At 64.3% G+C, this 17309-nt stretch carries 18 protein-coding genes and 1 riboswitch; of the genes, 9 read left to right on the top strand and 9 right to left on the bottom strand.

Annotated features, from left to right (window positions below; genetic code table 11):
• Nucleotides 1–7: 7 nt before the first annotated feature.
• The 3 genes from CK215_RS12545 to CK215_RS12535 all read right to left on the bottom strand — a co-directional run bounded on the left by CK215_RS12545 (nt 8) and on the right by CK215_RS12535 (nt 2367).
• Nucleotides 8–628 (bottom strand): LysE family translocator, encoded by a 621-nt coding sequence (locus CK215_RS12545; RefSeq protein ID WP_095831083.1) that lies wholly within the window; start codon nt 626–628, stop codon nt 8–10.
• Between the two features lie 142 nt (nt 629–770).
• Entirely contained in the window at nt 771–1718 is a 948-nt protein-coding gene (locus tag CK215_RS12540) for an aldo/keto reductase (protein WP_066990266.1), read from the bottom strand.
• 118 nt (nt 1719–1836) lie between these two features.
• Entirely contained in the window at nt 1837–2367 is a 531-nt protein-coding gene (locus tag CK215_RS12535) for a gamma-glutamylcyclotransferase (RefSeq protein ID WP_066990269.1), read from the bottom strand.
• A gap of 125 nt (nt 2368–2492) precedes the next feature.
• On the opposite strand from CK215_RS12535, the gene CK215_RS12530 reads away from it, so the two are divergent.
• Together CK215_RS12530 and CK215_RS12525 are read left to right on the top strand one after the other, a co-directional pair.
• Complete coding sequence (locus CK215_RS12530) at nt 2493–3491, top strand: DUF2125 domain-containing protein (protein WP_095831082.1); 999 nt, start codon at nt 2493–2495, stop codon at nt 3489–3491.
• Between the two features lie 7 nt (nt 3492–3498).
• On the top strand, nt 3499–4446 hold the full coding sequence (locus CK215_RS12525) for a sugar kinase (protein ID WP_095831081.1): 948 nt from the start codon (nt 3499–3501) through the stop codon (nt 4444–4446).
• Here the strand turns inward: CK215_RS12525 and CK215_RS12520 are convergent.
• Both CK215_RS12520 and hisC read right to left on the bottom strand, forming a co-directional pair.
• Nucleotides 4443–5381 (bottom strand): prephenate/arogenate dehydrogenase family protein, encoded by a 939-nt coding sequence (locus CK215_RS12520; protein WP_170950285.1) that lies wholly within the window; start codon nt 5379–5381, stop codon nt 4443–4445. The genes CK215_RS12525 and CK215_RS12520 overlap by 4 nt on opposite strands.
• Nucleotides 5382–5387: 6 nt before the next feature.
• Entirely contained in the window at nt 5388–6491 is a 1104-nt protein-coding gene (gene hisC, locus CK215_RS12515; RefSeq protein ID WP_095779341.1) for a histidinol-phosphate transaminase, read from the bottom strand.
• Between the two features lie 135 nt (nt 6492–6626).
• A riboswitch (SAM riboswitch) is annotated at nt 6627–6704 on the top strand.
• Nucleotides 6705–6794: 90 nt separating this feature from the next.
• Here hisC and CK215_RS12510 point away from each other — a divergent pair.
• The 5 genes from CK215_RS12510 to CK215_RS12490 all read left to right on the top strand — a co-directional run bounded on the left by CK215_RS12510 (nt 6795) and on the right by CK215_RS12490 (nt 11686).
• Complete coding sequence (locus tag CK215_RS12510; protein ID WP_095782441.1) at nt 6795–7964, top strand: homoserine O-acetyltransferase; 1170 nt, start codon at nt 6795–6797, stop codon at nt 7962–7964.
• Nucleotides 7965–8052: 88 nt separating this feature from the next.
• Nucleotides 8053–8667: a methionine biosynthesis protein MetW gene (gene metW, locus CK215_RS12505; RefSeq protein ID WP_095831079.1), complete on the top strand. Its 615-nt coding sequence runs from the start codon at nt 8053–8055 to the stop codon at nt 8665–8667.
• Nucleotides 8616–9434 (top strand): Stf0 family sulfotransferase, encoded by an 819-nt coding sequence (locus tag CK215_RS12500; protein ID WP_156752576.1) that lies wholly within the window; start codon nt 8616–8618, stop codon nt 9432–9434. Before metW ends, CK215_RS12500 begins: the two co-directional genes overlap by 52 nt.
• 115 nt (nt 9435–9549) lie before the next feature.
• A complete protein-coding gene (locus tag CK215_RS12495) occupies nt 9550–10539 on the top strand; it encodes a glycosyltransferase (RefSeq protein WP_095831078.1) in 990 nt (329 codons plus the stop codon).
• A 211-nt stretch (nt 10540–10750) separates the two neighbouring features.
• Nucleotides 10751–11686 carry a glycosyltransferase family A protein gene (locus tag CK215_RS12490; protein WP_095831077.1) on the top strand — a complete coding sequence of 312 codons (936 nt, stop codon included), beginning with the start codon at nt 10751–10753 and terminating at the stop codon, nt 11684–11686.
• Between the two features lie 43 nt (nt 11687–11729).
• Here the strand turns inward: CK215_RS12490 and CK215_RS12485 are convergent, their stop codons facing one another.
• The 3 genes from CK215_RS12485 to CK215_RS12475 form a co-directional block, all read right to left on the bottom strand.
• Nucleotides 11730–12527: a DUF1194 domain-containing protein gene (locus CK215_RS12485; RefSeq protein WP_245418675.1), complete on the bottom strand. Its 798-nt coding sequence runs from the start codon at nt 12525–12527 to the stop codon at nt 11730–11732.
• A 51-nt stretch (nt 12528–12578) separates the two neighbouring features.
• Nucleotides 12579–14390 (bottom strand): ABC transporter ATP-binding protein/permease, encoded by a 1812-nt coding sequence (locus CK215_RS12480; protein WP_095831076.1) that lies wholly within the window; start codon nt 14388–14390, stop codon nt 12579–12581.
• A 118-nt stretch (nt 14391–14508) separates the two neighbouring features.
• Nucleotides 14509–15279 (bottom strand): methyltransferase domain-containing protein, encoded by a 771-nt coding sequence (locus CK215_RS12475; protein ID WP_095779335.1) that lies wholly within the window; start codon nt 15277–15279, stop codon nt 14509–14511.
• A gap of 99 nt (nt 15280–15378) precedes the next feature.
• On the opposite strand from CK215_RS12475, the gene gloB reads away from it, so the two are divergent.
• Both gloB and CK215_RS12465 read left to right on the top strand, forming a co-directional pair.
• A complete protein-coding gene (gene gloB / locus CK215_RS12470; protein ID WP_095831132.1) occupies nt 15379–16146 on the top strand; it encodes a hydroxyacylglutathione hydrolase in 768 nt (255 codons plus the stop codon).
• Between the two features lie 10 nt (nt 16147–16156).
• Nucleotides 16157–16588, top strand: coding sequence for a cupin domain-containing protein (locus tag CK215_RS12465; RefSeq protein WP_066990307.1), 432 nt, complete (start codon nt 16157–16159; stop codon nt 16586–16588).
• On the opposite strand, the gene CK215_RS12460 is transcribed toward CK215_RS12465, so the two are convergent.
• Nucleotides 16585–17256 (bottom strand): lysoplasmalogenase, encoded by a 672-nt coding sequence (locus CK215_RS12460; protein WP_066990310.1) that lies wholly within the window; start codon nt 17254–17256, stop codon nt 16585–16587. The genes CK215_RS12465 and CK215_RS12460 overlap by 4 nt on opposite strands.
• Nucleotides 17257–17309 lie beyond the last annotated feature (53 nt).

Genomic DNA, 17309 nt, shown 5'->3' with positions numbered 1-17309 from the left:
GCTCCCCTTACGGCAGCCCCGCCAGTGCAGTCGTCAGCACCAGCGTCGCCGCGAAGACGAGATTGATGATCCGCGACGCCAATGGATCGCGCAGCAGCCTCGCGAAAATCGTCCCAGCGAGAAGCCAGAGCACATGAATGGCGACGATCATCGCTGCCAGCACCAAAAGCTTGGTCGAAATCCCGAGCCCGTCGACTGTGGATGAAGCTCCCGCGAAGACCGCGCCGATCGCCACATAGGCTTTCGGGTTGGCGACGGCGAGCATGAAGCCGCCGAAGAAGGTGGGACGCGCCGCCGCATTGCCGCCTTGGGCAAGCGGCGGCGCTGTCGCGATCCTGAAGGCAAGGTAGAGGATATAGAGGGCCGAAGCGACAGTCAGCAACGGCGCCAGCCCCGGCACCGAGGCGAGCATGCCGAATATCCCGGCGGCCACAACCAGGAGCACGGCCATCGTTCCAAGCACGATGCCGGACATATAACCCAGCGAAGGCCGCAGCCCGAAAGCGGCGCCGACGGCGGTGACGCTGATCGTCGCCGGACCTGGGCTACCCATGACAACGGTCGCCGCCATGACCAGCGCCAGCACCTGCTGCCAGGGCTGCGCTTCGGACAAAACTTCTCCGACCATGCCGAACCTCAATTCCTGCCGCGATCGGGTAGGAATTATCGCGAGGCTATCTGCAAGGTCTTGAACGATCGTGCGTGGGACCTACTGCACTAACGCATGTTGGATCCGGGTCAGGCCGGCACCCCCTGAATAGCGACACGCCTTAAGCGCTGGCGCGATCGAGCGCTGCGATGTCGTCGGCGGAAAGCTTGAGCGATGCGGCGCGGATCAGGCTTTCCATCTGTGCGGGCGTTGTGGCGCTGGCAATCGGCGCGGTGATGCCCGGCCGCGCCATGATCCAGGCGAGCGCCACTTCGGCCTGCTTGGCCGAATGGCGCCCGGCCGCGGCATCGAGCGCGGAGAGAATGCGCATGCCGCGCTCGTTGAGATACTCGGCCACGTCTTCGCCACGCTCGCTCCGGCCAAGGTCGGCCTTGCTGCGGTATTTGCCGCTGAGAAACCCCTTGGCCAGGCTGAAATAGGTGATGACGCCGAGGCCTTCAGCCTTGCACAGGTCGAGCAGCGGGCCGTCCAGCGAAGAGCGATCGTACAAATTGTATTCGGGCTGCAGAACCTCGTAACGCGGCAGGCCCCGCAGGCTGGCGACATCCAGGGCCGCGCGCAATTGCCCCGCATCGAGATTGGAGCAGCCCGGGTAGCGGATCTTGCCCTTATCGAGCAGGCGCTGATAGGCGCCGAGCGTTTCCTCGTAAGGCGTCGCCGGGTCCGGCCAGTGCGACAGATAGAGGTCGATGACGTCGGTCTGCAGCCGCTTGAGCGATTGGTCGACCGCCTTTTCGATATAGGCTGCGGAGAGGTCCCGCCTGCCCTGTCCCATGTCGGAGCCGACCTTGGTGATGACGACGATGCTGTCCCGGTTGCCGCGGCTCTTCATCCAGTTGCCGATGATGGTTTCGGATTCGCCGCCTTTGTTGCCCGGCGCCCAGCGCGAATAGGCGTCCGCCGTGTCGACTGCGTTGAAGCCGGCCTCGGCAAAGCGGTCGAGCAGGTCGAACGAGGTCTTCTCGTCGGCGGTCCAGCCGAAGACGTTGCCTCCAAGGACCAGCGGCGCGATGGAAAGGTCGGTGCGACCGAGACGGCGTTTCTGCAAGACTGATCTCCGTGATGCTGGGAAGGGCCTGGATGCCCAGAGGATGGATTGCGGCTAAGCTAGGTCGTGCCTTGCCCAGGTCAAAGGCATGGTTTTGCTTTTTGATCGGGCCAGATCTTCACGAAGGCGCGACCTGCCGCCCCACCTCTTCCAGCCAGTGGTCGCGGATGCCGAGCGCCCTCAGATGCTCCACTGTGCTCAGGACATAGTCTTCGTTCCTGCCCGATTGGCCCACGGCGCCGCGCACGACTTTTGCCGCATGGTCGGCGTCGAGCCCGCCGGCATATTGCTCATGCGCGCGGTCGACGATGTAGGCGACCGCTTCGACCGTTCCGCCTTGTCCCGCCCCATCCAGCCGGACATCGAGAGTGCGTTCGAGATAGACGCTGGTCACCAGCTCGCGCTCGCGCAGATAGGAAAGCACTTCGTCACGCAAATCGCCGGGCACGCGGAAGGCGAGCCCGACGCAGGAGCCGCCGCGGTCGAGGCCGAGCACCAGGCCCGGCCGCTCACGCGTACCGCGATGGACGAAGGAATAGACGCAGAGCGACCGGCGGAAGCCGTAAAGACGGGCGCGCCGCGTCTCGACATGTGCGAAACCGGGCCGCCAGATCAGCGACCCGTAGCCAAAAACCCAAAAATCGCCCATATCGCCAAGCCTGATTGCATTCGAGTGACGACACCACACCGGTAAGGTGCTTCTTCTGTCCCCGCTTGTCGTGCGTAAGAACAACCACCCGCTCGCCGCATGAGGCGGTTAACGAGAGCCGCAGCATGACGTCAAGTGACGAGCGATCGCGCAAACCTCGCCGCCGGCTGTTCTGGCTTGCGGCGTTCATCTTGGTGCTGTTCGCGCTCTACAGCGGCGGATGGTTCTATCTCGCCGGCAAAGTCAAGACCGAGGCCGAGCGGGCCGTGGCCGAGCTTGGAGGCAAGGGCATCAAGGCCGACTGCGCCAATCTCACGGTCAGCGGTTATCCACTGGACTTCACGGTCGCCTGCGACAGCCTGGCCTATCAGGACGATGCCAGGAATGTAGCGGCCTCGACCGGCGATATGAACGTCGTCGCTCGCATCACCCAGCCTCTGTCGCCCGTGGCGAACCTGCGCGGGCCGTTGCGGACTGTGGCGCCGGGCATGCCGCCGCTTTGGCTCGACTGGGACAAGCTGCACGCCACGGTCAAGCTGTCATGGCCGCTTCCGCGCCGCATTTCGCTTCAGGCGGAAGGCTTGTCTGGACAGACCGATCCGGCCGACGACACCGATCCCGTGCAGCTGTTCAGCGCCGGCCAGGCGGCCGGCCAGCTGCAGCCGAACGGCCAGGACCTCGTCTATACCGGCAGCTTTGGCGACCTGAAGATCGACGCGGAAGCTGTCGGCGGACGCGTGCTGCCGGAACTCGACGGCGCCGGCGAAGCGACAGTGAAGAACGGCGTCGCGCTGATTAAGGCGCCGCCGAAAAGCCTGCGCGGCCAGTCGGTCGAGATTGCCAGCCTCGACGTGTCATCAGGCACGGCGCGCGTAACCGTATCCGGGCCGATTTCGATCGGCGCCGACGGCCTGATCGATGCAAATCTGTCGATCAAGCTGAAGGACCCAAAGGCCGTAGCGGCGATCCTCGCCGGCGCCATTCCCGAGCACAAGAGCGAGATCGAGCAGGGTTTTGCCGGCATTGCCATGCTCGGCAACCAACCGTCCATGCCGCTCAAGATCGTGAAGGGTAAAGCTTCGCTTGGCTTCATCCCGCTCGGCAAGATCAAGCCGGTCGATTGAGACTGCGATGGCCGGACCGATCAAACTGCTCAGCGTCGGCGCGTTCACCCTCGACACGATCCTGCGTGTCGAGATGCTGCCCGCGCATCAGGGCAAGTTCATCGCCAGCGACGGTGTCCAGATCGCCTCCGGCATGGCGACGAGTGCGGCCTGCGCCGCGCATCGCCTCGGCGCCGATGTGTTGCTTTGGGCGAGCGCGGGAGACGATGCGGTCGGCGACCGGCTGATCGCCGAGATCGAGGCGGAAGGCGTCGATTGCAGCCTGGTCCGCCGCGTCGCCGGCGCGCGCTCGGCGCTGGCCGCGATCCTGGTGGATGCCTATGGCGAGCGCATCATCGTGCCCTTCTATGACAGCAGGGCGCAAGCCGATCCCGACACGCTGCCGCTTGCCGAACTTTCCGCCTTCGACGCCGTGCTGGTGGACGTCCGCTGGCCGGGCGCCGCCGCACTTGCCTTGGCGGCCGCACGGGACGCCGGCCGTCCGGCGATCCTCGACGCCGACACCGCGCCGGTCGACGTGCTCGAGCGGCTTTTGCCGTTGGCCTCGCACATCGTCGCCTCGGAGCCGGCGGCGCGGATCGTCTGCGGCCATGCGCTCGATCCGGAAAGCGCATGCGCCGATCTCGCCTCGCGCACCGACGCCTTCGTCGCGGTGACGGGCGGCGCTGCCGGAACCTGGTGGCATGATCGGGGAACCGGTCGCGTCCGGCATGTCGAGGCGCCGAAGGTCAAGGCGGACGACACGCTCGCCGCCGGCGACGTCTTCCACGGCGCCTTCGCCGTCGGCCTTGCCGAAGCCATGCCGCCCGAGCAGGCGCTGCGCTTTGCCAGCGCCGCCGCCGCGCTTAAATGCCTGCGCTTCGGCGGCCGGCTCGGCGCTCCGGACAGAGCCGAGACAATGGCCATGATGGCGGCGCACTGGTCCCCATCGGGACAGATCGAGCAGAAGGCCTAGGGCTTGGTCCCCGGGTGCTCCACGGCCTGACGGCCGAAATCCGGCACATCGATATCCTGGCCGGCCTCAATGATCGAGCGGCGGATGGCGCGCGTGCGGGTGAACAGGTCGAACAGCTTTTCGCCGTCGCCCCAGCGGATCGCTCGCTGCAACGAGGCCAGATCCTCCGAGAAGCGCGCCAGCATTTCCAGGATCGCGTCCTTGTTGTGCAGGCACACGTCCCGCCACATGGTCGGGTCGGAAGCGGCCAGTCGGGTAAAGTCGCGAAAACCGGAAGCGGAGTATTTGATGACTTCCGTCTTGGTCACCGATTCCAGGTCGTCGGCGGTGCCGACGATGTTGTAGGCGATGATATGCGGCAGATGCGAGACGATGGCCAAGGTCATGTCGTGATGCTGCGGGTCCATCGTGTCGATGTTGGAGCCGCAGCGCCGCCAGAATTCGGAGAGCTTTTCCAGCGCCTCCGGATCCGTACTCGGCAGCGGCGTGAAGATGCACCAGCGGTTGTCGAAGAGATCGGCGAAGCCGGCATCCGGCCCGGACTTTTCCGTGCCCGCCAGCGGGTGCCCGGGGATGAAATGCACACCGACGGGCACATGCGGCTGCATTTGCGCGATCACCGAAGCTTTGGTTGAGCCGACATCGGTGAGGATCGCGCCTTTCTTCAGCGCCGGCGCGATCTCGGCCGCGACCTCGCCGGACGAGCCGACCGGAACCGAGACGATGACGAGATCCGCGTCGCGCACCGCGTCTTCGGCCTCGGTCGTGTAGGAATTGCCGAGACCCAGTTCCTCGGCGCGCTTGAGCGTCGATTGGCTGCGCGTCGCGATAGCGATGTGGCGCGCCAGGCCTTCGCGGCGGATGACGCGGGCGAGCGACGAACCGATCAGGCCGATGCCGACCAGCGCTATTCTTCCGAACATCGGTGCTGTCATGGTGCTTCAGCTTTTCAGAAATGTCTGGAGCGCCTCGACGACGCCGCGATTGGCCTCCTCGATGCCGATGCTCATGCGCAGCGCGTTGGAAAAGCCGTAGCCGGTGACGCGCCGCAGGATGTAGCCACGCGCACTGAGATAGTCGTCCGCGGCCGCTGCCGAATGCTTTTTGTTGTCGGGGAAGTGGATCAGCACGAAATTGCCGACGCTGGGCGTCACGCGCAGCCCGAGCCCGGTCAGTTCCTCGCTGACCCAGGCAAGCCACTTCTCGTTATGCGCCACGCTGCGTTCAATATGGGCGCGGTCGCGGATGGCCGCGATACCGGCCTCGATCGCGGTCGCATTGACGTTGAAGGGCCCGCGCACCCGGTTGATGGCATCGACGATATGCGCCGGTCCGTACATCCAGCCGATGCGTGCGCCGCCGAGGCCGAGCTTGGAGAAGGTGCGGGTCATGACCACGTTCTCCGAGCTCCCGGCCAGCTCGATGCCGGCTTCATAGTCGTTGCGCCGCACATATTCGGCATAGGCCGCGTCGAGCACCAGGAGCACGCTCTTGGGCAGTCCGGCATGCAGCCGGCGCACCTCCTGGAACGGCACATAAGTGCCGGTCGGATTGTTGGGGTTGGCGAGGAACACGATCCGCGTCGCCGGCGTCACCGCGGCGAGGATTGCGTCGATGTCGGCGCGCTCGTCCGTCTCCTTGACCGCCACCGGCTTGGCGCCGGCGGCTTGGATATAGATCTTGTAAACCATGAAGGCGTGTTCGGTGAACACGGCCTCGTCTCCTGGCGCGAGATAGGTCTGCGCCAGCAGCCCCAGGATCTCGTCGGAGCCATTGGAGCAGACGATGTTTGCCGGATTGAGGCCGTGCACATCGGCGATCGCCTCGCGCAGCCGGCGGGCGGAGCCGTCGGGATAAACGTCCAATTTGGCAGCCACCTCCCGGGCGGCCTCGATCGCCTTCGGCGAGGGCCCGAGCGGATTCTCATTGGACGACAGCTTGTAGACCTTCGTCACGCCGGCCGGCGCGGTACTTTTTCCCGGCACATAGGCCTCGATGTCCATGATGCCCGCGCGGGGCGTCGGACGTGGCTGATCCTGCTTCATGTCACAAATCCGTCGAGAGGCCCTGGTTCGAGGCCGCAGCGGAAATACAGGCCGTGGCCCCGAATGTCGAGGGCCGGCGCGCTCGCGCGTAGGCAGACCGTTGACGAAGCGCGGCGCTGGCCCTAGAAGAACAGCCGGATCTCCCGTGGTGATTTGGCCGGTCGGCTTGCAGCCACGTTAAACAATTCGCTAAAGGGCCGTTTGCAACCTGTAACCGGCTTGGCGAAGGCAGGCCGGTTTTTTGTTGTCCGTTGCCGGCCGGACGCCGTATCGCGAGATCGATGCGACTGGATGGGGAATGCAATGGCCGCTCAGCGCGCTCCAAGGACCAACCACGAGGCCGACCAACCGTCGAGCCCGGTGTTGCAGTTCGGTCCCGACAAGCCGCTAAAGCTCGATGCGGGCACCGTGCTGTCGCCGTTCCAGGTCGCTTACCAGACCTACGGCGCCCTCAACGACGCCCGCTCCAACGCGATCCTCGTCTGCCACGCGCTGACCGGCGACCAGCATGTCGCCAGCACCAACCCGGTGACCGGCAAGCCGGGCTGGTGGGAGGTGCTGATCGGCCCCGGCAGGATCATCGACACCAGCCGCTTTTTTGTCATTTGCGCCAACGTCATCGGCGGCTGCCTCGGCTCCACCGGCCCGGCCTCGACCGATCCGGCGACAGGCAGGCCCTATGGGCTCGACCTGCCGATCATCACCATCCGCGACATGGTGCGGGCGCAGCTGATGCTGGTCGATCATTTCGGCATCGAGAAGCTGTTCTGCGTGCTCGGCGGCTCGATGGGCGGCATGCAGGTGCTGCAATGGGCCGCAAGCTACCCGGAACGCGTGTTCTCCGCGTTGCCCATCGCCACCGGCGCCCGCCATTCCTCGCAGAACATCGCCTTCCACGAGGTCGGGCGGCAGGCTGTCATGGCCGATCCGGACTGGCACGGCGGCAAGTATCTCGATTTCGGCAGGCGGCCGGAAAAGGGCCTCGCCGTGGCGCGCATGGCCGCGCACATCACTTACCTCTCGGAAGCAGCGCTGCACCGCAAGTTCGGCCGCAACCTGCAGGATCGCGAGGCGCTGACCTTCGGCTTCGACGCCGATTTCCAGATCGAAAGCTATCTGCGCCATCAGGGCATGACCTTCGTCGACCGCTTCGACGCCAACTCCTACCTCTATCTGACCCGCGCTATGGACTATTTCGACCTCGCCGCCGACCACGGCGGACGGCTGGCCGATGCCTTCGCGGGCACCAAGACACGCTTCTGTCTCGTGTCGTTCACAAGCGACTGGCTGTTCCCGACCGAGGAAAGCCGCTCGATCGTGCATGCGCTGAACGCCGCCGGCGCGTCCGTCTCCTTCGTCGAGATCGAGACCGATCGCGGCCATGACGCTTTCCTGCTCGACGAACCGGAATTGTTCGCGGCCATCAACGGCTTCATAGCCTCGGCCGCGCGCGCAAGGGGGCTCAGCCTATGAGCAGCGCGCGATCTCTGTGTCTTGGCCGCACTTCTGAGGCGCCGAGATTCCCATTGGCCGCAAATGCTCAAAGGCCGGAGGTGTGCCCATGAGCGTTAATCGCGCCCAGCGCGTCGACCTCGAAGTCATCACCGATCTCATCCCGCCGCATTCGCGCGTGCTCGATGTCGGCTCCGGCGATGGCGTGCTTCTGGAGGTTCTGCAGGCGACCAAGCAGGTTGATGGCCGCGGCCTGGAGCTGTCACAGCGCGGCGTCAACGAATGCGTGGCGCGCGGCCTTTCCGTGGTCCAGGGCGATGCCGACAAGGACCTCGAATTCTACCCCGACAAAGGTTTTGATTTCGTCGTCCTGTCGCAAACGCTGCAGGCGACCCGCAACCCGAAACTTGTGCTCGACGAGCTGCTTCGGATCGGCAACCGCGCGATCGTCTCCTTCCCCAATTTCGGCCATTGGCGCGTGCGCTTCTCGCTGCTGATCAAGGGCAGGATGCCGGTAACCAAGGACCTGCCCTATTCCTGGTACGACACGCCGAACATCCACTTCTGCACCATTCGCGACTTCGTCAATCTGTGCGAAGAGCTCGGCGCGACGGTCGAGAAGGCGACCGCGCTCGACGCCAACGGCCAGAAGATCGGCCTGTCGATGCCCTGGTGGTTCTGGAACTTCTTCGGCCAGCAGGCAGTGTTCTTGCTGAAACGATGATCTCGCTCGATCTCTTTCGACGCCGGCCGGCCGTGGTTCAAATCCCGTCGGAAATTCTGTCGGAGATAAGCACTGGGATTCTTGTGTGCACTTCGCCGCGTACCGGCAGCAATCATCTTGCAGGACTGATGGCTTCCGCCGGGCTGGGCAATCCACTGGAGTGGTTTGGCGGGCGCCGGCTGCTCGAACAGCCAGGCTATCCGCGCGATGCCAGAGGGCAGCTTCTGAGGGCGCTGACGGAAGGACGGTCCTCTTGCGGAATCTACGCGATCAAGCTTTTTGCGAGTCAATTCGCTCAAGTTGCCAAGAAGGTGAACCTCCCCGCCAGTCTTCCCAACCTTCACTATGTGCGCCTGACGCGCAGCGATCTGCTGGGTCAGGCGATCTCATGGGCGCGTGCGCGCCAAACCCGCAGATTCCGCTCTACCGAGGTCAGTCGCGCAGCCCCACGCTATGACGGCGAGGCTATCGCCGAATCGCTTGAAAAGATTCTGATGGAAAATCTGGCCTGGGATGGGTGGTTCGCGAAAAACGGGCTGTCCTTCCTTGCGCTAACTTACGAGCAGGTCCAGCAAGACCCGAGAGGAAGCCTCGAGAAAATTGCCCAGTTGGCCGGGGTCGAGCCTGTCTGGAGAATGAATGTCGGGTCAGGTCTCGAAATCCAGCGCGACGCGACCAATGACGAATGGAGAAAACGTTTCCTGTCTGAATATGCCGACCCGTCGAGCTTCCCGCACAGAAAAAAGCGCGGGTTCCTGAAGATCTAGAAAGAATCATGCGATTGAAGCGCAAACTTGCAAATAGAATGGCACCGAGAATCGTTTGACGGCATACCCCGCAGGGCTATAGCGACTGTACCGGCAAAACTGGTGGTGATTATCTATGGCTGAACACCCGATCTATTCGATCGTCATGGAGATGGAGAACGCCAAATCCATCGACTGGAACGAGATCGGCCTGGGGCTGAAGTCACTGGCGCGCGAAATCGCGGCTGTTTCCGCTAAGGGTTTTGCAAGGCCAAAAGTTGTCGTGTCGCATGGCGGGCCCGATTCGGACGGCAGCTTGCTGCAAGCGAGCATTGAAGCTGAAGCGCCTGAATTGATGCAGGTTGCCGACCTGACAATCACAGCTTGCCCCGACGGTCGGTATTACGAACTCAAGAACAACGGCGTGCTTTTGACCGAAGGAGACATCGTCGTTTTCCTGGATTCGGACACGGTCCCTCAGCCAGGTTGGCTTTCAAATCTGCTGCAGCCGTTTCAACAGCCGCAAACCGTCTGCGTGAACGGCCATACCTATCTGTCCTATGACGACTTCTTCTCGAGAACCTTCGCCTTGATCTGGTTCTTCCCGATGGCCCGCGGAGATGAAAGATTCGCCTCGAAGCGGGCGATCAATGCCAACAATGTCGCCTTTCGGCGCCATTGGATCGTCAGCCACCCTTTCCCGGCACATAACGGCTTCAAGGTGTCTTGCACGTTGCTGATGCACCAGCTTCGGCGCGAGGGCCACAAGATCGTCAACGTTGATGCGCGCGTCTACCACTACTCTCCGCGCGGCTGGCGGTTCTTCTATTGGCGCGCGTTGGTGACCGGCAGGGACGCCGACCGCAAGTTCGTCGCGCTTCATGCCCCCAGTCGCAGCCAGCGGATCGTCAAGTCGTTCAGTCGCTGGTGGACCATGTCGTGGCGCACGACGCGACGCGTGCTCAGCCACGCGCCGCAAACGGGTATGCCTCTTTGGCAGATTCCGTTTTCACTGGTGGTAGGCCTGGCCTTTTATACCCTGGCATTTCTTGGTCATTTCAGCCTCGCTGCCGGTCTCGTAAGCGACGAAATCGAAACCGTGCCTGACTATGTCGGGCATAGTTGAAGGATAAACCGCCGCGAATCGCCGCGAAGTGTTGCTTTCGAACCGCATGACTTTGAGGAAACACGCTCTGAACTTGACCCCGACGCGACGCCTCAGGTGACATAGGCGGCTCTTTTCTGTAGCGTTTGCCGAATCCATCCGGGGGCGGACACGGAGGCAGGTGGTGCGAGTTTCTTACGGTCATCGTTTATCTGCCCATAACGAAGGTTAGATGCCGACTGCCTCCGACACAATTCCGCTGATCACCGTGATCACGCCGACGCACAACCGGCGAAGCCAGGTTGTGCGCGCGGTGGAAAGTGTTCTTGCTCAGACACTTACCCGCTTCGAGCACATCGTCGTCGACGACGGTTCCACCGACGGAACGGCCTTGGCGCTGGCCGAGATTCGCGATCCCAGGCTGATCTATGTCGGCGCGAAATGGCGCGGCGCCAATGCCGCGCGCAACGCGGGCATCGAGCGCGCGCGGGCGCCGATCGTGACCTTCCTTGATTCGGACGATGTCTATCTGCCGGACCGCCTGGACCGGACGCTGTCGCACTTCGACAAAAACCCCTCGCTCGAAGTGCTGATCAGTTCCTTCATCTCGGTCAAGGGCGGCCGCAGCACCAAATGCATCAATCGTCAGGCTTTGCTCGACAAAAGCAGGCTGCAGCGCGCCCTGGTCTCGCAGACGATTTTCATCGCCGGCTCGGCGATCACCGCCCGGCACGAATCGCTGCTTGCGATCGGCGGCTTTGACAGCGACATCACGCGCATGCAGGACCGCGAATTGCTGCTGCGTTTTGCCAACCGCAGCGGCGCCTTGCTGTCGGATGATATCGACTGGAAAAAATACAATTCGGAAAATTCGATCTCCGGCCGGCGCGACGGCTATGTCGAGGCCTACGCCAACCTGATCGGCAAACATCCTTATATTGCCGACCGCTATCCCGACGTGCCGCCCTATATGATCGCGCGGCAGATCATCGCCGACATATTGAAGGGCAGGCTGCCACAGGCCTTTTCGGGCTATCTCGCGAATCGGTCGTCAAAGGCGCTCGGCTACTCGCCGACCGAACTGCTGCGCGGCTATGTCGTCGGCCGGCGCTGGCGCCGCGATTGCTATGACGAGTTCCGCGCCAGATACGGCGCCCGGGCGGCCTGAGGCACAGCGCGGCGCTCTGGCCGAAACAGTGCAAATGGGGACTTCACCGATCCAGCTCCGGAAAATAAGGATCGGAAAACCGCTGCCGCAGCCGTTCGCCAAGCAGGCAGTCGGTCGGCGCCTCCGCGTCGACGCGGATGCTGCCGGCGTCGCCGATCCCGCTCACCTCCTGGATCAGCTTGCGGCGGATAGCCGTCGAGAATTCCGACGCCGCATAGATCGGCAGCACGAACGAACCGGGGCCGCCGGTGACGCAATCGGCATAGTAGCGGTCGAGACGAATGACGCTCGGCGACGGACTGATCAGGATCGGCAGGCCGTTGACCACGATGCCCTTGGCCAAAGCCGCATCACGGATCATCGCGACGGGCAGCCCGGCATTGTTGGGCCCGTCCCCCGATATGTCGATGACCCGGCGCGGCGCCGAGTAGCTGTTTTTCTCCAAAACTCCGGCGCCGAATCCGAGAGCGCCTGAAATCGACGTGCCGCGAAAGCTCCGGAATGGACGACCCGCGATCTTGTCGGCGAAGGCGTTGGCGCTGTCCGCGCCGTCGATCACTTGCCAGCCAATCACGCCGTCGTCGCGCACGACGCCCGCCCATTCGAAATAGGCGAGCGCGATGCGGCCCCTCGGGCCCGAGCGCACGGCGCTGATGAAGTCGGGATGGCGCAGCGCCTCGACATAGCCGGCGCGCTGCAGGGCGAACTCTTCTTCGTCCATCGATTGCGAGATGTCGACGGCCAGCACGAGTTCGACATCGACGGCAGTGCCGCCGATTGCAGGCATTGGCGCTGCCTCGGCGCAGGCAAGGCACGCAAGCAGGCTGAACAGCTTGACCACGGCAGGTTCCACCACGCCGGGATTGTTCCCGGCGATCGCGGCGAAATAAAGCTATTTCTTGGCGCGCGCGGCAACAGGCGGGGGCTCGATCGCCCCGGCGCGGAGACGGGCCGGCTTGAGCGCCGATCCGCCGCTGTCCTTTACGATGGTGAGCGCGCGCGGGAAGAACTGGTTGTTGTGCAGACCGCGCCCGATATTGAGGATGGCGGCGTGCGGCAGTCTGGACTGCAGCATCGCCAGCACGCGCCGAAGCGTGGCGCCGTCGAATGTATCCAGCGCTTCGTCGATGATCACCCATTTCGGCTTCCTCAGCGCCAGCCGGGCGAAGGCGAGCAGCCGCTGCTCGTCGTCGGCCAGCTCATGCTCCCAGCGCGCCGAGCGGTCGAGCTGGAACGAGAGGCGCTCGAGGCCGACTTCACCGAGCACGGCGGAAATCTCGGCGTCGTCGATCTTGGCGCCTTCGGCATGGTTGAGCACGTCGCGCAGCGTGCCGAGCGGGAAATAGGGGGTGCGCGGCACGAAGAACGGTGTCTCTCCGGCCGGCATGCCAATGCGGCCCCCGCCCCATGGCCAGAGGCCGGCGATCGCGCGGAAGAACAGCGTCTTGCCGGCGCGCGGATCGCCGGTGATCATGACGCGCTCGCCGGCCTTTATCTCGACCTCCGTCTCCGCAAGCCTGGTGCAGCCGTCGGGCGAGGCGACTTCGAGCTTGTCGAATGTCAGCGTGCCATTTGCGTTTTCGCCGAACGCGATGCGCTTTTGCTTGGCATGCAGGATGTCCGTTTCGCCGAGCGCGATGCGAAAGTCGGCAACGCGCATCAGCGTTGCCCGCCAATCGGCGATGGCGCCGATGTTGTTGATGAACCAGCGCAGCGAGGAATTCACCTGGTTGAAGGCGCCGACGGCCATCATCAAACCGCCGAAGCTGATGTCGCCCGCGAAATAGACCGGTGCGGCGACCAGAATCGGCGCCACCACGGTGATCCAGCCATAGGCGTCGGTAACCCAGGACAGGTTGATCTGGGCGCTGTAGATGCGCCGCATGGCATCGAGCACGCCGCCGAGGTCGAGCTCGAGCTGCCGCCTGGCGTCCGCCTCGCCATGGGTGAGCGCGATGGCGTCGACATTCTCGTTGACGCGGACCACGGAGGAGCGCAGCACGGCCTCGCGCGTGTAGCGATCGCTGTTGAAGCGGATCAGCGGCCGGCCTACCAGCCAGCTCAGCCAGGAGGCGATGCCGGCATAGAGGATCGCCGCCCAGACCATGTAGCCCGGTATTTCCAGCGAATGGCCGCCGACATGGAAGACGAAGCCGGAAGAGAGCTCCCACAGCACGCCGATGAAGGATACAAGCAGGATGAAGGATTGCAGCAGGCCGACGCCGAGATCGGTCGACAGGTCGGAGAGATGCCCCGCATCCTGCTGCATGCGCTGATCGGGATTGACGCCGATCGCACCCGCATGGGTGAGCCGGAACGCACGCGCCGGCCGCATCCATTCATCGATCAGGTCGAGCGTCAGCGCCTCGCGCAACTTCAGCCGGATCGTCTGGTTGAGCCAGGTCTGGCCGACATTGAGCACCAGGAGGCTGCCGGCAATTGCGGCAAATACCATCAGCTGATGCAGGAAGCCCGGCAGGTCGCGCCGCGCCAGGGCATCGTAGAAAGGCTGGTTCCAGCGATTGAGCAGCACTTGCCCGATCGAGGTCGCGACGATGACGCCGACAATGCCGATCGAGGCCCACAGGAGCCGCCTGCGCACTGGGGATACCTTCAGCGCCAGCCTGATCGCCGCCAGCTGGTCTGAGAGGCGGCTCGTCTCGACTGAGAACGCAGCCTGTTCGATACTGGGCGTGTGGTCCATATGCGAGATCCCTGCTGCCAGGAACGGTCATTGGCGGCGATGCCGCACCCCGAACCCGCCTCTGAGATAGGGTGACGATTGCCGTATGACGCAAGGCTTGGCCCCGATCACGAACGCGTCATCCGCCTGCCTGCGGCACCGGGTCGTCGCCCCGACGCCCGAGCGTCGTTGCGCCCTGCGGCGAGAACACCGGCACGAAGACGCGGCGCGACGCGCGCTGCGCGACAGGCACGCCCTGGTAGAGCCGCTTCTGCGCCTCGACGACGATGACCCCGGAAAAGATCGGCCAGAGCCGCCGGCCGGCTCGCTCCAGCACGTTGTGGAACTGCATCATGGAGCGCCGCGGCGATGGCGGGAAGAACAGCGCGTCCGACCATGCGGCCGGCGTGAAATTGGCCTCGCGTAGCAATTCGGTGAGCTGGCCGCGCGAGAACGGCCGGCCGTTGCCGAAGGGCGTGTGCTCGAAACGCGCCCAGACGCCGCGCCGGTTGGGCACGACGATGACGACCCTGCCCGCCGGCGACAGCACGCGCCAGATCTCGTTCAGCGTCTCGCGCGGATTTTCGACATGTTCGAGCGAGTGGACGAGCAGCATGCGGTCGATGCAGGAATCGACCAGCGGCAGCTCCTCGTCGAAGACCAGCGCCGTCGCCGTCGGCCCCGTCGCCGGCCAGACCACCGCCCCTTGCGTCGCCGGCATGAAGGCAAAGACGCGCTCGGCATCGGCGCCGAACCGCTCCAGCCACGGTAGCGTGTAGCCGAGACCGACCAGGCGCTCGTTCGGAACGGGCGCCCATATCGACGACAGCGACATGGTGATCGCGCGCTCGGCGAGGCGCCCGAGCGTGGTCGAATAGAAGGACCGGAGATCGACGATATCGGAATGCATACGCCGGACGGTAGCCGCGATATCCGGCGAGTTCAACAAAGGCGGATGACATCCGCGGCCGGGCGCCCTATGTCTGCGGCCACAACGGAGAGCGACGAGATGCCGGTCGAAATCGAACAGTTCATGTGCCGCACCGACAATTTCGGCGTTCTGGTGCATGACCCCAGAAGCGGGCAGACGGCGATCATCGATGCCCCGGAAGAAGCGCCGATCCTGGCTGCGATCAAGCGCACCGGCTGGTCCCCGACGATGATCCTGACCACGCATCATCATGGCGACCATGTCGAGGCCAACCTGGCCCTGAAGGAGCGCTTCAGGCTCACCATCGTCGGACCGGAAGCGGAACAGGCGAAGATCCCCGGCATCGACGAGACGGTCAGCCAGGGTTCCGTCATCCGCCTCGGCGAAGAAGAGATCGAGGTCATCGAGACGCCCGGCCATACCGCCGGCCATGTCTCTTACCATTTGCCGGCCTCGAAGGTGGCCTTCACCGCCGACACGCTGTTTGCGCTGGGCTGCGGCCGGCTCTTCGAATGCAAGCCGCCGATTATGCACGAATCGCTGAAGAAGCTTGCCGCCCTTCCGGCCGAGACCGTCATCTATTGCGGCCACGAATACACATTGGCCAACGCGCGTTTCGCGCTGACCGTCGACCCCAGCAATTCAGCTTTGAAAGAGCGCGCCGCCAGGATCGAGAAGCTGCGCGCCGACAACAAGCCGACCCTGCCGACGACGATCGGCGAGGAACTGTCGACCAATCCGTTCCTGCGCTGGCACGACCCGGCGATCCGCAGGCATCTCGGCATGGAAAGGGCGAGCGACACGGACGTGTTCGCCGAGATCCGCAAGCGCAAGGATAACTTCTGAGCGTTCCTGCATGACCAGCGCCGCCGAAATCATCGCCGCGCTCGGCCTCGAGCCGCACCCCGAGGGCGGCTGGTATGCCGAGACGTTTCGCGACGCGGAAGGTGGCACGCGCGGCTATTCGACCGCGATCTACTTCCTTTTGGAGGAAGGCCAACGTTCGGCCTGGCACCGGGTCAAGGACGCGGCGGAGGTCTGGCATTTCTATGCCGGCGCGCCGCTGGCGCTCGCCATGCATGAGGAAGGCTCCGGCACCGTCGTCGAACATCTATTGGGCGCGGCACTCGCCGCCGGCGAGCGGCCGCAGATCGTGGTCCCGGCCGGCTGTTGGCAGTCGGCGCGCAGCCTCGGCGAATGGACGCTGGTCGGCTGCACGGTGGCACCGGGCTTCGATTTCGCCGCCTTCGATCTGGCCGAGCCGGGCTGGCAGCCGAAAACAGCCTAAGCCAGCAGGAAACCAAGCGTGATCGCCAACTGGGCCGCATAATAGAGCACCCAGACCGCATAGCGCATCCAAACGCGATGCGGCGAACTCGCGGCCAGCAGGAAGCGCTCTGCCGCCAGCAGCCCGTCCGATATGATGAACAGCACGGCTCCGGCGATAACCCAGGGATGGAAGGTCGTGAGCGCCGAAACACCCATGGCGAGGATCGCCCCGGCATAGACGGCGACCGGAACGCGCAGGGCAGGTCCGACGCGCCGCCAAAGCGCGGCGAGCATCGTGCTAACGAAAACCGCCAGCGCCAGCGCAATGGCGCCGCGCCAGGACTCGGCGGTGAGCAGGCCGATTCCGCCACCGGCGTTCAGGAACAAGGCGACATAGGCGACATGCGCGGCAAGAAAGCTCGCCAGCCCTCCAAGAAAGGCTTTTTCACCGTCTTGGGAGAGGAACGCGTCGCCGGCAGCGCTGAGCGCCAGCGCTGCGACGAGCAGCGGCGGACCGCCCTGCATGACGGCGAGCGCCGCCAGCAAGGCCACGGCCAGCGTCTTGGCGGCGGAACGGGCGAGGCGTGGCGGCAGCTCGAGCGCAAGGACGTAAATCGCGGCGGCGGCGATCGAGAACAAAAGCGTCGCATTGGGATTGGCGTCGATGCCGCCCGGAAACGGCATCATGCGCGCGCTCCGCCGGTCTTGCGCAGCCGCGAGGCTTCGGCGAGCAGTGCAAG

The sequence above is a fragment of the Mesorhizobium sp. WSM3864 genome (assembly GCF_002294955.1).
Classification (GTDB): Bacteria; Pseudomonadota; Alphaproteobacteria; order Rhizobiales; family Rhizobiaceae; genus Mesorhizobium.
This window is presented reverse-complemented; position numbering and strand designations above follow the sequence as displayed.

What these genes read in the sequence shown, in the direction of transcription:
- CK215_RS12535 (WP_066990269.1), bottom strand. Translation starts at nt 2,367, where the DNA reads ATGGGCGATTTTTGGGTTTTTGGCTACGGGTCGCTGATCTGGCGGCCC.
- CK215_RS12460 (WP_066990310.1), bottom strand. Translation starts at nt 17,256, where the DNA reads ATGATGCCGTTTCCGGGCGGCATCGACGCCAATCCCAATGCGACGCTT.
- CK215_RS12480 (WP_095831076.1), bottom strand. Translation starts at nt 14,390, where the DNA reads ATGGACCACACGCCCAGTATCGAACAGGCTGCGTTCTCAGTCGAGACG.
- gloB (WP_095831132.1), top strand. Translation starts at nt 15,379, where the DNA reads ATGCCGGTCGAAATCGAACAGTTCATGTGCCGCACCGACAATTTCGGC.
- CK215_RS12490 (WP_095831077.1), top strand. Translation starts at nt 10,751, where the DNA reads ATGCCGACTGCCTCCGACACAATTCCGCTGATCACCGTGATCACGCCG.
- CK215_RS12520 (WP_170950285.1), bottom strand. Translation starts at nt 5,381, where the DNA reads ATGACAGCACCGATGTTCGGAAGAATAGCGCTGGTCGGCATCGGCCTG.
- hisC (WP_095779341.1), bottom strand. Translation starts at nt 6,491, where the DNA reads ATGAAGCAGGATCAGCCACGTCCGACGCCCCGCGCGGGCATCATGGAC.
- CK215_RS12525 (WP_095831081.1), top strand. Translation starts at nt 3,499, where the DNA reads ATGGCCGGACCGATCAAACTGCTCAGCGTCGGCGCGTTCACCCTCGAC.
- metW (WP_095831079.1), top strand. Translation starts at nt 8,053, where the DNA reads ATGAGCGTTAATCGCGCCCAGCGCGTCGACCTCGAAGTCATCACCGAT.
- CK215_RS12510 (WP_095782441.1), top strand. Translation starts at nt 6,795, where the DNA reads ATGGCCGCTCAGCGCGCTCCAAGGACCAACCACGAGGCCGACCAACCG.
- CK215_RS12475 (WP_095779335.1), bottom strand. Translation starts at nt 15,279, where the DNA reads ATGCATTCCGATATCGTCGATCTCCGGTCCTTCTATTCGACCACGCTC.
- CK215_RS12495 (WP_095831078.1), top strand. Translation starts at nt 9,550, where the DNA reads ATGGCTGAACACCCGATCTATTCGATCGTCATGGAGATGGAGAACGCC.
- CK215_RS12530 (WP_095831082.1), top strand. Translation starts at nt 2,493, where the DNA reads ATGACGTCAAGTGACGAGCGATCGCGCAAACCTCGCCGCCGGCTGTTC.
- CK215_RS12545 (WP_095831083.1), bottom strand. Translation starts at nt 628, where the DNA reads ATGGTCGGAGAAGTTTTGTCCGAAGCGCAGCCCTGGCAGCAGGTGCTG.
- CK215_RS12465 (WP_066990307.1), top strand. Translation starts at nt 16,157, where the DNA reads ATGACCAGCGCCGCCGAAATCATCGCCGCGCTCGGCCTCGAGCCGCAC.